This is a genomic window from Knoellia locipacati (assembly GCF_044791685.1).
Taxonomy (GTDB): Bacteria; Actinomycetota; Actinomycetes; order Actinomycetales; family Dermatophilaceae; genus Knoellia; species Knoellia locipacati_A.
Map to the genome: position 1 here is coordinate 3,283,962 of NZ_CP087730.1, position 12,475 is coordinate 3,296,436.

13 protein-coding genes and 1 other RNA gene are annotated in these 12,475 nt (G+C 69.7%); 10 read left to right on the forward strand and 4 right to left on the reverse strand.

Annotated features, from left to right (window positions below; translation table 11 throughout):
* The first annotated feature begins 26 nt into the window (after positions 1-26).
* The 3 genes from LL946_RS15400 to LL946_RS15410 are packed head-to-tail and all read left to right on the forward strand — an operon-like array spanning position 27 to position 1,985.
* On the forward strand, positions 27-437 hold the full coding sequence (locus tag LL946_RS15400; RefSeq protein ID WP_404382161.1) for a rhodanese-like domain-containing protein: 411 nt from the start codon (positions 27-29) through the stop codon (positions 435-437).
* Between the two features lies 1 nt (position 438).
* Entirely contained in the window at positions 439-1,638 is a 1,200-nt protein-coding gene (locus LL946_RS15405; RefSeq protein WP_404382163.1) for an O-succinylhomoserine sulfhydrylase, read from the forward strand.
* A gap of 29 nt (positions 1,639-1,667) precedes the next feature.
* A complete protein-coding gene (locus LL946_RS15410; protein WP_404382165.1) occupies positions 1,668-1,985 on the forward strand; it encodes a hypothetical protein in 318 nt (105 codons plus the stop codon).
* On the opposite strand, the gene LL946_RS15415 is transcribed toward LL946_RS15410, so the two are convergent.
* Positions 1,972-2,718 (reverse strand): YaaA family protein, encoded by a 747-nt coding sequence (locus LL946_RS15415; RefSeq protein ID WP_404382167.1) that lies wholly within the window; start codon positions 2,716-2,718, stop codon positions 1,972-1,974. The two genes, LL946_RS15410 and LL946_RS15415, sit on opposite strands and share 14 nt — an antisense overlap.
* 42 nt (positions 2,719-2,760) lie before the next feature.
* On the opposite strand from LL946_RS15415, the gene LL946_RS15420 reads away from it, so the two are divergent.
* The 4 genes from LL946_RS15420 (at position 2,761) to LL946_RS15435 (ending at position 5,635) form a co-directional block, all read left to right on the forward strand.
* Positions 2,761-4,206, forward strand: coding sequence for an RNB domain-containing ribonuclease (locus LL946_RS15420; protein ID WP_404382169.1), 1,446 nt, complete (start codon positions 2,761-2,763; stop codon positions 4,204-4,206).
* A gap of 35 nt (positions 4,207-4,241) precedes the next feature.
* An RNA gene (gene rnpB / locus LL946_RS15425) (RNase P RNA component class A) lies at positions 4,242-4,624 on the forward strand.
* Between the two features lie 33 nt (positions 4,625-4,657).
* Positions 4,658-5,311: an MBL fold metallo-hydrolase gene (locus LL946_RS15430; RefSeq protein ID WP_404382171.1), complete on the forward strand. Its 654-nt coding sequence runs from the start codon at positions 4,658-4,660 to the stop codon at positions 5,309-5,311.
* A 138-nt stretch (positions 5,312-5,449) separates the two neighbouring features.
* Entirely contained in the window at positions 5,450-5,635 is a 186-nt protein-coding gene (locus LL946_RS15435; protein WP_404382173.1) for a hypothetical protein, read from the forward strand.
* A gap of 30 nt (positions 5,636-5,665) precedes the next feature.
* Here the strand turns inward: LL946_RS15435 and ppgK are convergent, their stop codons facing one another.
* The gene (ppgK, locus tag LL946_RS15440) at positions 5,666-6,436 is read right to left on the reverse strand and encodes a polyphosphate--glucose phosphotransferase (protein WP_404382175.1); all 771 of its coding nucleotides are present in this window, start codon (positions 6,434-6,436) and stop codon (positions 5,666-5,668) included.
* A 35-nt stretch (positions 6,437-6,471) separates the two neighbouring features.
* On the reverse strand, positions 6,472-7,335 hold the full coding sequence (map, locus tag LL946_RS15445; RefSeq protein WP_404382177.1) for a type I methionyl aminopeptidase: 864 nt from the start codon (positions 7,333-7,335) through the stop codon (positions 6,472-6,474).
* A 48-nt stretch (positions 7,336-7,383) separates the two neighbouring features.
* Between map and LL946_RS15450 the strand changes: the two genes are divergently transcribed.
* A complete protein-coding gene (locus tag LL946_RS15450) occupies positions 7,384-7,575 on the forward strand; it encodes a methionine aminopeptidase (RefSeq protein ID WP_404382179.1) in 192 nt (63 codons plus the stop codon).
* Between the two features lie 144 nt (positions 7,576-7,719).
* Here LL946_RS15450 and panB read toward each other — a convergent pair whose 3' ends face one another.
* The gene (gene panB / locus LL946_RS15455) at positions 7,720-8,589 is read right to left on the reverse strand and encodes a 3-methyl-2-oxobutanoate hydroxymethyltransferase (RefSeq protein WP_404382181.1); all 870 of its coding nucleotides are present in this window, start codon (positions 8,587-8,589) and stop codon (positions 7,720-7,722) included.
* Positions 8,590-8,749: 160 nt separating this feature from the next.
* On the opposite strand from panB, the gene LL946_RS15460 reads away from it, so the two are divergent.
* The gene (locus tag LL946_RS15460; RefSeq protein ID WP_404382183.1) at positions 8,750-11,014 is read left to right on the forward strand and encodes an immune inhibitor A domain-containing protein; all 2,265 of its coding nucleotides are present in this window, start codon (positions 8,750-8,752) and stop codon (positions 11,012-11,014) included.
* Between the two features lie 112 nt (positions 11,015-11,126).
* Positions 11,127-12,464, forward strand: a complete 1,338-nt coding sequence (locus LL946_RS15465) for a glutamine synthetase family protein (RefSeq protein ID WP_404382185.1) — start codon at positions 11,127-11,129, stop codon at positions 12,462-12,464.
* Positions 12,465-12,475 lie beyond the last annotated feature (11 nt).

Below are 12,475 nucleotides of genomic sequence, written 5' to 3' on the forward strand. Positions count from 1 at the left end.
ACGGAGGCGAGCCTAGGCTGGCGCGCATGACCTATGCCGGTGACGTCACCCCTGCCGAGGCGTATGCCGCGGTGACCAGCTCCGAGGACGCCGTCCTCATCGACGTGCGCACCCGCGCCGAGTGGGCCTACGTCGGTGTCCCGGCGCTGGACCCGCCGCACCGGCCGGTCTTCGTCGAGTGGCAGCGCTACCCCGACGGCAGCATCAACGACTCCTTCGTGGAGGACCTCCGGTCGGCGGGTGTCGGCGAGGGGGCGACTCTCTACTTCCTCTGTCGTTCCGGCGTCCGGTCGATCGCCGCGGCGGAGGCCGCGACGGCGGCTGGACTGGGGCCGGCATACAACGTCCTCGAGGGTTTCGAGGGTCCGCACGACGCCTCCGGGCACCGCACGGTGTCCGGCTGGAAGGTCGCCGGACTGCCCTGGAAGCAGGGCTGACATGGCAGACGAGTCCGGGCGCTCGTTCCGCCCCGACACCCTCGCCGTGCGAGGCGGCCTGTCCCGCAGCGGTTTCGACGAGACCAGCGAGGCGATGTTCCTCACCTCGGGGTTCGTCTACGAGTCGGCCGAGCAGGCCGAGGCGGCCTTCAAGGACGAGATCGAGAAGTTCATCTACAGCCGCTACGGCAACCCGACGGTGAGCATGTTCGAGGAGCGGCTCCGCCTCCTCGAAGGCGCCGAGGCGTGCTTCGCCACCTCGTCGGGGATGTCCGCGGTGTGGGTCGCACTCGCCGCCCTCTGCGGCAAGGGCGACCGGATCGTGTCGTCGCGCGCCCTCTTCGGGTCGTGCTTCGTCATCATCGACGAGATCCTCCCGAGGTTCGGTGTCGAGGCGGTCTTCGTCGACGGCCCCGACCTGGCCCAGTGGGAGGCCGCGCTGTCCGAGCCCACCGCCGCCGTCTTCTTCGAGACACCGAGCAACCCGATGCAGGAGCTTGTCGACATCGAGGCCGTGTCCGCCCTCGCGCACGCGGCCGGGGCCAAGGTCGTCGTCGACAACGTCTTCGGGACACCGGTGTTCTCGCGCCCGCTCGACCACGGCGCGGACGTCGTCGTCTACTCCGCGACCAAGCACATCGACGGCCAGGGACGCGTCCTCGGCGGCGCGGTGCTCGGCACCTCCGAGTTCATCGAGGGCCCGGTCAAGAACCTCATGCGCCACACCGGTCCGTCGATGTCGCCGTTCAACGCCTGGGTGCTCCTCAAGGGGCTCGAGACGATGTCACTGAGGGTGCGTCAGATGGCCGACAACGCGCTCACCCTCGCCCGCCACCTCGAGTCGCGAGACGGCGTCGTCAGGGTCGTGTACCCGCTGCTGGAGAGCCACCCCCAGCACGAGCTCGCCCAGCGCCAGATGACCGGTGGCGGGACGGTCGTGACGTTCGAGGTCGACGGGGGCAAGGCCGTCGCCTTCGCGGTGATGAACGCGTTGCAGCTCGTCGACATCTCCAACAACCTCGGCGACGCCAAGTCGCTCGCCACCCACCCCGCGACGACGACCCATCGCCGCCTCACCGAGGAGGCGCGCGCCGCGGTCGGCATCACCGACGGGACCATCCGCATCTCCGTCGGGCTGGAGTCGGTGCTCGACCTCGTCGAGGACGTCGAGGCAGCGCTGGCGGGGGCCCTCGGGTCCTGATGCCGTCCTACCGCGTCACAGTCGACGTCGTGGACGTCCGCGACGGCGTGCCGCCCCACGAGGTCCTCCCCGCTGCGGAACGCATCGTCGCCAAGACCCACGTAGTCGAGGACCGGTCGCTGGACGTGGCCGACGGGGCGACGTCCCGCCCGCAACCGCAGGTCCACCTCCGCTTCATCGTGCAGCCGGCCGGGCGGGAGTCCGAGGATGCAGAGGCCGGGGCGGTGGTGCGGCTCCTGCTCGCAGAGCTCGACGCCTTCGCCCGGTGTGGCGGCTGGGAGCTCCGGCGCGGTCCGGGCCGGCGGTGGGTGCCCGTCGCCAGCGGGACCGTCGTCAGCGAGCCGTGACGTCGAGGACCCACGGGCGACCGCGTCGCGCCGGGGGAGCGAGGTCGACGTCGAAGGCTTCCTCGACGACGGCGGCGAGCCTCTCCGGGGTCCGCGCCCGCTGACCGGTGACGCAGAGGTGCCGGGCCACGAGTCCCCGCGTGTGCTTGGCCATGTGGCTGGCGCCGGGCACGCGGACCTGCACCCAGCGGTCGGCGACCTCGCCCGTGGGAGTCCAGGCGACGGCATACGTCGAGCTCCGGCAGTCGACGACGACCTCGCGCCCGGCGGCGGGGGTGAGCACGTCGTCGAGGACCGGCCTCCAGGCGGCCGCCACCGGTCCGAGACCGGCGAGGTTGACGTCCATGGACAGCCGGTATGCCGTGATCCGGTCCTTCGGCCGTACGGCGCCGTGGAGCGCGGAGATGATGACGAGCCACTGGTTGGCGCGGCGACGGGCCGACCCGTCCATCGAGGTGAGGTCGAGGGCGTCGTAGAGGACGCCGGTGTAGACCTCGGACGCGGGCGTGGCGGGTGCGGAGTCGAGGAGGAGGTTGCGGACCACCTCGCTGGCGAGGCCGGGCGACACCCCCAGATCGGCTGTGGCAGTGGAGGACTGGCTCACCTCGCGCAGGTGCTTGGCGACGAGGGCGCGGGTCTCGGCCAGCTCGGGGAAGGACCAGCCGCTCGGGTCGGCGGCCCTGCCGCGGCGACGGTTCGCCTTCGACTCCGAGGGCGGCAGGAGGATGAGCACGCGGACACCCTATGCGTGCCCCGCTTGGGTAGGTTGGCTGGCATGCCCCAGCGCCAGATCAGCCTCGCACCGGCCGACGCCACGACGTCCGACACCCTTCGGGAGACGCTGCTCGCCCGCTTCGCGGCGATCCGGGCCGAGCTCGGCGTGAGCGAGGAGTTCACACCCGAGGTCACTGCCGAGGCCGAGGCCGTGGCGTCCTCGCCGCCCGACCTCCCGGAGCGCGACGAGACGGCGGTGCCGTTCATCACGGTCGACCCGGCGACATCGATGGACCTCGACCAGGCGATGCACCTCGAGCGTGACGGTGACGGCTACCGCGTGCGCTACGCGATCGCCGACGTCCCGGCCTTCGTCGCCGCGGGCGGCGCCATCGACGCCGAGGCCCGTCGTCGCGGCCAGACGATCTACTGCCCCGACAAGCGGGTCCCTCTCCACCCCACCGTCGTCAGCGAGGGCGCGGCCAGCCTGCTCCCCGGTCAGGTGCGGCCCGCCTTCGTCTGGGACATGCGGCTCGACGCCGAGGGCGAGGGCACGAGCGCCGAGGTCTACCGCGCGATGGTGAGGTCGGTCGAGCGGTTCGACTACGTCGACGTCCAGGCGCAGGTCGACGCCGGCACGAGCGACGAGCGCTGGGTCCTCCTGCGTGAGGTCGGGGAGCGCCGGATCCGCCAGGAGCAGCTGCGTGGGGGCGCCAGCCTTCCCATGCCCGAGCAGGAGGTCCACCTCGGCGACGACGGCGACTTCACCCTCGAGTTCCGCCCGCCGCGCACCGTCGAGGAGTGGAACGCGCAGATCTCGCTGCTGACCGGCATGGCGGCGGCCGACATGATGCTGCACGCACGCGTCGGCATCCTGCGCACGATGCCCGAGGCCGAGCAGGGCGCCGTCGCGCGATTCCGCAGGCAGGCCAAGGCCCTCGGTGCGCCGTGGCCGGCCGAGCAGGGCTACGGCGACTTCCTGCGGAGCCTGGACCGGGCCAACCCCAAGCACCTGGCCCTCATCTACGACGCCACGTCGCTCTTCCGAGGCGCCGCCTACACGCCCTTCGACGGGGACGTGCCCGAGCAGGTCGAGCAGGCCGCCGTCGCCGACGCCTACGCGCACGTCACCGCCCCGCTGCGCCGGCTCGTCGACCGGTTCGGCCTCGTCATCTGCGAGTCGATCAGCCGTGGCGACGACGTGCCCGGCTGGGTCCGCGAGGCCCTGCCGAAGGTCCCCGAGCTCATGAAGGAGTCCGACCGGGTGGCTGGCGCGGCCGAGCGGATGTGCGCCGACGCCGTCGAGGCGGCGGTCCTCAGTGCCCGGGTGGGCCAGACCTTCTCGGCCGTGGTCGTGGACCGTGACGACAGGGGGCTGGAGCTCCAGCTGCTCGACGTGCCGGTCGTCGCGCGGGCCAAGGGCACGGCCGAGCTCGGTGCGACGGTCGAGGCGCGCCTCGAGTCGGCGGACGTCGCCACCGGTCAGGTGCGGTTCGTCGTCGCGTGACCGAGGCGGCTCGGCGCGTATGCTGTGTGGGCGGACGAGTCAGTCCGACGGTCGCGGCGTGGGCAACCACGTCGAGGAAAGTCCGGGCTCCACAGGGCAGGGTGGTGGCCAACAGCCACCCGGGGTGACCCGCGGGACAGTGCCACAGAGAACAGACCGCCCGGTCAGGGGCTTCGGCCCGAGATCGGGTCAGGGTGAAACGGTGGTGTAAGAGACCACCAGCGGCTCCGGTGACGGAGTCGGCTCGGTAAACCCCACCCGGAGCAAGCTCAGACAGTGTGCGTTCGAGGGCGGCCCGCCCGAGCACACGGGTAGAGCGCTGGAGGCCACTGGCAACAGTGGTCCGAGATGGATGACCGTCAACGTGACCCGGGCAACCGGCCACGTGACAGAACCCGGCTTATGACTGACTCGTCCGCCCTCACGGGGCCACCCGGCATACGGTGAGGGCATGCGACTGACTCACCTCGGACACGCGTGCCTCCTCGTCGAGATCGCCGGTGAGCGCATCCTCATCGACCCCGGTGGCTTCACCCCCGGCTTCGAGGACCTGCGTGACCTCTCCGCCGTCGTCGTGACGCACCAGCACCCCGACCACCTCGACCAGCGACGCGTGCCGATCCTCATGCACCACAACCCTCGGGCACGGCTGCTGGCCGACCCGGGCAGCGTCGAGGTGCTGTCCGGTCTGGGTCTCGACGCCGAGGTGCGCACCGAGCCGACCCGGGTCGGCTCCGTCACGCTCACGCCGGTGGGGGAGGTCCACGCGCTCATCCACGACGACATCCCGCGGATCCCCAACGTCGGCGTCGTGCTCCGCGCGCTGGGGGAGTCGAGCCTCTACCACCCGGGCGACAGCCTCGACGGTGACCCCGGCGACGTCGACGTCGTCGCGTTCCCCCTCAACGCACCGTGGCAGGCGAGCCGTGACATGGCGGCGTTCCTGCGCCGGCTCGACCCGCCGCACGCGGTCCCGATCCACGACGCGCTGCTCAGCAACCAAGGCCGCAGGCTCTACCTCGGCCAGGCCGACTCGCTGGGTGGTGAGCACACCGTGATCCACGACCTCGCCGCTCGCGGAGCGGTCGACCTCATGGCGTCCTAGGTCGGACGAGAGGAGAGAACGCGCCGCTGGAGCCGGACGGCATACGGCGCGTCGTCTCCTCTCGACCGCCTCGAGACGACGCGCCCAGAGCGTGGACGTGTTTTGGAGAAGTAGGTAAGGCTCACCTACCCTCGACGCGTGCCCAAGGTCTCCGCGAAGAAGAAGTGCTGCAAGGACAGGCCCCGCTGCAAGGCGTGCCCGGTCGTCCTCATGCGCCTCTCCAAGATGGGCTACGCGGAGCAGCTCACCACCGGCAAGAAGGCGACCTACGCGGTCGAGAAGAAGGTCCCCAAGAAGGCCGTGCTCGTCGCGCGCCAGCGCTGAGCCGGACCACCCGCCGCCGAGCGCCACGTCTCAGTGGGAGTCGTGGTACTCCTGCGCCAGGTGCGCCGCACCGATGATGCCGGCCTTGTTCTCGAGCATGGCGGGCACGATCTTCGTCCGGAGGTCGAGCAGCGGCAGGAACTCCTCGTGGTCCTTGGAGACCCCGCCCCCGACGACGATGAGGTCGGGCCAGAGCAGGTTCTCGAGGTGGCTGTAGTAGCGCTGGAGCCGCTTGGCCCACTCGGCGTAGCTGATGCCCTCGATGTCCTTGATCGAGGAGGCCGCACGCTTCTCGGCGTCGAACCCGTCGAGCTCGAGGTGACCGAGCTCGGAGTTCGGGATGAGGGTGCCGTTGTGAATGAGGGCCGTCCCGATGCCGGTGCCGAGGGTCGTGAGGATGACGAGCCCCTTCTGGCCCTTGGCTGCGCCGTAGTGGAGCTCGGCGACGCCGGCCGCGTCCGCGTCGTTGACCAGGACGATGTCGTGGCCGAGCTTCTTCTCGAGCATCGGCTCGGCGTCGAAGTCGAGCCACGACTTGTCGATGTTGGCGGCCGAGCGGACGACGCCGTGGGTGACGACGCCCGGCACGGTGATGCCGATGGGGGAGTCGCCGCGCACATCGTCGAAGTGGTCGACGATCTGGTCGATGACCTCGGCGACGGCCTCGGGCGTGGACTTCGCCGGGGTGTCGATGCGCTTGCGCTTGGCGGCGAACGCACCCTTGGAGAGGTCGACAGGCGCGCCCTTGATGCCGCTCCCGCCCACGTCGATGCCCAGCGGCAGACCGGTCTTCGTGCTCATGGGGACTCCTTCGTCCGTCGGGTCGTGCTGCGTGGTCAGGGGAGGGTGAGGATCTCGTTGCCGCGGTCGGTGACGAGGATCGTGTGCTCGAACTGGGCCGAACGCTTCCGGTCCCGGGTCACCACCGTCCAGTCGTCGTCCCACATGTCCCACTCCTCGGAACCGAGGTTGAGCATCGGCTCGATGGTGAAGGTCATGCCGGGCTCGATGACGGTGTCGTAGGAGGGCGCGGCGTCGTAGTGCGGGATGATCAGCCCGGAGTGGAATGACCGGCCGATCCCGTGCCCGGTGAAGTCGCGCACCACGCCGTAGCCGAAGCGCTTGGCATAGCTCTCGATGACGCGGCCGATGACGTTGACCTGACGCCCGGGGACGGCGGCCTTGATGCCGCGCATCATCGCCTCACGGGTGCGCTCGACGAGCAGCCGGAACTCCTCGTCGACGTCGCCGCAGAGGTAGGTCGCGTCGGTGTCGCCGTGCACCCCTCCGACGTAGGCGGTGATGTCGATGTTGACGATGTCGCCGTCCTCGAGGGGGCGGGAGTCCGGGATCCCGTGGCACACGACCTCGTTGACCGACGTGCAGAGCGACTTCGGGAAGCCTCGGTAGCCGAGCGTCGACGGGTAGGCGCCGTGGTCGAGGAGGAACTCGTGCCCGACGCGGTCGATCTCGTCGGTCGTGACCCCCGGGGCGATGACGGCCGCTGCGGCCTCCATCGCCTGTGCGGCGATCCGGCCGGCGACCCGCATGAGCTCGATCGTCTCGGCGTCCTTGACCTCGGGGGAGAGGTTCTTGTCCGGCGTCGGCTTGTCGACGTACTCGGGCCGCTCGATCGCGGCGGGGACCGGGCGCCTCGGGGAGACGACTCCCGGAGCGACACTTCCGTACGTCAGCGGCATACGGTGGAGTCTAGGCAGACCGCCGATCCGGAAACCGAGGAGGACGACGTGGCGTACTGGTACAACATCCAGACCAAGCAGGTCGAGACCGACGAGAACCGCAGCCGCAACGACGACGTCATGGGCCCCTACGACACCGAGGCCGAGGCGAGCAACGCCATCGCGTCGGCCCACGAGAAGACCGAGCAGTGGGACGCCGAGGACCGCGCCTGGGAGGGCGAGAGCGACCTCGAGGACTGACGCCGCATCTGATTGCCCAGTCCGTCGCACACCGAGGCGCCCGCCGGAAAGGGCAATCAGGTGCGAAAGGGAGAGGGCGGTATGCCGGGTAAGCACCCGGCATACCGCCTCTCGTTCGTTCCTTCTCCCGCCCGTGCCCGGGGGCTACTCCTCGAAGCTGTGCTCGGCCGCCGGGAACGACCCGGAGGCGACCTCCGCGGCGTAGGCGCGGGCCGCGGTGCCGAGGTCGGTGCGCATGTCGAGGTACTTCTTGACGAAGCGGGGGGCGCGCCCGCCGCGCAGGCCGGCCATGTCCTGCCAGACGAGGACCTGGGCGTCGCAGTCCGGCCCGGCACCGATGCCGATCGTCGGGATGCGCAGCGCCTCGGTGACCCTGGCGGCGACCGGCGCCGGCACCATCTCCATGACGATCGCGAAGCACCCGGCGGCCTCGAGGGCGAGGGCGTCCTCGAGGAGGCGGTCGGCGCCGTCGCCGCGGCCCTGGACCCGGTAGCCGCCGAGGACGTGCTCGCTCTGCGGCGTGAAGCCGATGTGCCCCATGACCGGGATGCCCGCGCGGACGAGCAGCTCGACCTCGGGGACCATCGGCTTGCCACCCTCGAGCTTGACCGCGTGGGCCATGCCCTCCTTCATGAAGCGGGTCGCGGTCGCGAGGGCCTGCTGCGGGCTGGCCTGGTAGGAGCCGAAGGGCAGGTCGGCGACGACCATCGCGTGCTTGGCCGCCGAGGTGACCGCCCGGCACAGGGGGACGAGGTGGTCGACCGTGACCGGCACGGTGGTCTCGAAGCCGTAGACGTTGTTGCCCGCTGAGTCGCCGACGAGCAGCACCGGGATACCCGCCTCGTCGAAGATCTCGGCGGCGTACATGTCGTAGGCCGTGAGCATCGCCCACTTCTCCCCGGTCTCCTTCATCTTCTGGAGGTGGGGGACGCGGATCCGCTTCTGCGGGGCCGCCTGCGCACCGGTGCCGTAGGGGTTGGTCGTCTCGGCCGAGGGAGAGGGCTGATCGCTCATGGGGCGATCCTGTCAGAGCCCCGACGGCTCCGAGCGCTGAGCCTGGAAGGTAAAGGGCAGGTAAAAGAAACCCCACAAACCATTGTGCGAATCGCATTGCACATGTTTCTCTGCAGTGGCCACGCCTGACCCCTGGCTGGCGATCACACTCGGAGGAACCGTGACCACACGACACAGTCGTGCCCTCGCCGCCCTGGCCGGGGCTGCGTTGGTAGTGAGCCTGGCCCCCATGGGCGCGCAGGCGACCGAATCAGCTCCACCCGTCGACGGCTCGTCGAAGGCGCAGAAGCGGGACGACCTGCCCAACCCCCTCGGCGACGCCCAGCGCAAGCTGCGCAAGGACGCCGTCGCCAAGCTCATCAAGGGCGAGGCCTCGCTGCAGACCCGCAACGGCGCCCAGGTCATCGCCGTCCCGACGGAGTCGGGCGAGGACCGTTACGTGCAGATGTACACGACCGAGCGTGAGGAGAGCATCTTCACGATCCTGTCCGAGTTCGGCACCCAGAAGCTCGGCCAGGGTGTGCGCGGCACCGACGGTCCGCTCCACAACCAGATCGCCCAGCCCGACCGCACGTGGGACGGCAACGCGACCGACGACAACTCGACCTACTGGACCGAGGACTTCAACCGGGCGCACTTCCAGGACATGATGTTCGGCGAGGGCGAGTCCTTCAAGGACTTCTACCTCAAGCAGTCCAACGGGCGCTTCCTCGCGACCGGCGACGTGTCCGACTGGGTCAAGGTTCCCTACAACGCGGCGCGCTACGGCACCAACAAGCTGTCCGACGCCGAGACGGTCTGGCCGTTCGTCGAGGACACCGCGCAGGCCTGGTACAACTCCCAGGTCGCGGCGGGCAAGACCGCCGCGGAGATCAAGACCTACCTGGCGCAGTTCGACAAGGTCGACCGCTACGACTACGACAAGGACGGCAACTTCCTCGAGGCCGATGGCTACATCGACCACTTCCAGGCGATCCACGCCGGCGAGGGTGAGGAGGCCGGTGGTGGCGCCCAGGGTGAGGACGCGATCTGGTCGCACCGCTGGTACGTCAACTCCACCGACATCGGGACGACCGGCCCGGCCTTCAACAAGCTCGGTGGCGCGCCCCTCGGTGACACCGGGATGTGGATCGGCGACTACACCACCGAGCCCGAGAACGGCGGCCTCGGTGTGTTCGCCCACGAGTTCGGTCACGACCTCGGCCTCCCCGACCTCTACGACACCGCCGGTGGCGACAACGGCACCGGCTTCTGGACGCTCATGTCCGGTGGCTCGTGGCTCAACCGTGGTGCGGACTCCATCGGGACGACCCCCGGCTACATGGGTGCCTGGGAGAAGCTCCAGCTCGGCTGGCTCGACCACCAGGTCATCCAGCACGGGACCGACACCAACCTCCAGGTCGGCGCTGCTGACGTCGCGGGCAAGCAGGCTGCGGTCGTCTCCCTTCCCGACAAGTCGGTGACCACGCAGTACAACACCCCCCACTCGGGCAGCAACGAGTGGTGGAGCGGCTCCGCCGACAACATCAACACCACGCTCACGCGTGAGATCAGCGTTCCCGCCGACGCCCGTCGGGCGTTCGTCAAGGCCTTCCTCCAGTACGACATCGAGGCCGGCTACGACTACCTCTACGCCGAGGTCTCCACGAACGGCACGGACTGGACCAAGCTGGCCACGCTCGATGGTGTCTCGGCCTGGAGCGAGCAGTCCTTCAACGTCTCCGCGTACGCGGGCCAGACGGTGCAGTTCCGCTTCCGCTACCAGACCGACGGCGGCGTCTCGCAGCCCGGCGCGTTCATCGACGACATCTCGCTCGTCAGCGGTCGCACCGTGGTGTGGACCGACGACGTCGAGGGCGCCGACCAGTGGACGGCCGACGGCTTCACGAAGATCGACGGCTCGGCCAGCAAGACGGCCAGCCAGTACTACCTCTTCGAGAACCGCGTCTACGGCGGCTACGACGAGACCCTGAAGACGGGTCCGTACAACTTCGGCTGGGCCTCGACCAAGCCTGACTGGGTGGAGCGCTTCCCGTACCAGAACGGCCTGCTCGCCTGGTACGCCGACGGCACGTACGCCGACAACAACACCAGCGTCCACCCCGGTGGCGGCCAGGTGCTGCCCGTCGACGCACGACCGACCCCGATCGTCTTCGCGGACGGCGTCAAGCTCGGCAACCGTCGTCAGCCCTTCGACGCCACGTTCGGTCTCGAGGCCACCGACGCGGTGACCTTCCACCGCAACGGCGTCGCGACGAACGTGCCGTCGTCGCCGGCCATCCCGACGTTCGACGACTCCAACCCCGAGGCCTACTGGTCCTCGGCCAACCCGATGAGCTCGACCAAGGTCGCCGGCTCGGGCACGGTCGTCACCGTGACCGGTGCGACCGGGGACACGCTGGACCTCAGCGTCTCCTTCAAGTGAGCTCACCTGAGCTCGTGGGACAGCCCTCCCTGAGCTGACCCACACTGCGAGACAAGGGCCCCGGAGCGAGATGCTCCGGGGCCCTTGCCGTGCCTCCCCCTAGGATGCCGACATGGATCGTCAGCAGGAGTTCGTGCTCCGCACCATCGAGGAGCGGGACATCCGCTTCGTCCGCCTCTGGTTCACCGACGTGCTCGGTGCGCTCAAGTCCGTCGCGGTGGCGCCGGCCGAGCTCGAGGGGGCCTTCGCCGAGGGCATCGGCTTCGACGGGTCGGTGATCGAGGGCTTCGCGCGGGTCTACGAGGCCGACATGCTGGCGAAGCCGGACCCCTCGACGTTCCAGGTGCTCCCGTGGCGCGGCGAGAGCCCGGGCACCGCCCGCATGTTCTGCGACATCACGCTGCCCGACGGGGCGCCGAGCATGGCCGACCCTCGCCACGTCCTGCAGCGGACGCTGGCCAAGGCGGCCGACCAGGGGTTCACCTTCTACACCCACCCCGAGATCGAGTTCTTCCTGTTCGAGAAGGGCTTCAAGCCGGGGGAGCAGCCGACGCCGATCGACCAGGCCGGCTACTTCGACCACGTCCCGCACGGGTCCGCGCAGGACTTCCGCCGCGCCGCGATCACGATGCTCGAGTCCATGGGCATCAGCGTCGAGTTCAGCCACCACGAGGGCGCTCCGGGCCAGAACGAGATCGACCTGCGCTACGCCGACGCGCTGTCGACCGCCGACAACATCATGACGTTCCGGACGGTCATCAAGGAGGTCGCGCTCGAGCAGGAGATCTACGCCTCCTTCATGCCCAAGCCCCTCGCGGAGCACCCGGGCTCGGGCATGCACACCCACATGTCGCTCTTCGACGGCGACAGCAACGCCTTCTACGAGGCCGGTGCGCCCTACCAGCTGAGCCGGACCGGCCGTCAGTTCATCGCCGGCCTGCTCCACCACGGTGCCGAGATCACGGCCGTGACCAACCAGTGGGTCAACAGCTACAAGCGACTCTGGGGTGGCGGTGAGGCCCCGGCCCACCTCACCTGGGGTCACAACAACCGCTCCGCGATGGTGCGCGTCCCCATGTACAAGCCCAACAAGGGCCAGAGCAGCCGCGTGGAGGTCCGCTCGATCGACTCCGCCTGCAACCCCTACCTCGCGTTCGCAGTGCTGCTCGCCGCCGGGCTCAAGGGCATCGAGGAGGGCTACGAGCTCGCACCCGAGACCGAGGACGACGTCTGGGGACTCACCGACTCCGAGCGCAAGGCCATGGGTATCAAGCCGCTGCCGGCCTCGCTCAGCGAGGCGATCGAGGTCATGGAGGAGAGCGAGCTCGTGGCGGAGACGCTCGGTGAGCACACCTTCGACTTCTTCCTGCGCAACAAGCGTTCCGAGTGGGCCGACTACCGCGGCCAGGTGACCGCGTTCGAGCTCGAGCGGTACCTCCCGCGCCTGTGAGCGGCGCAGCA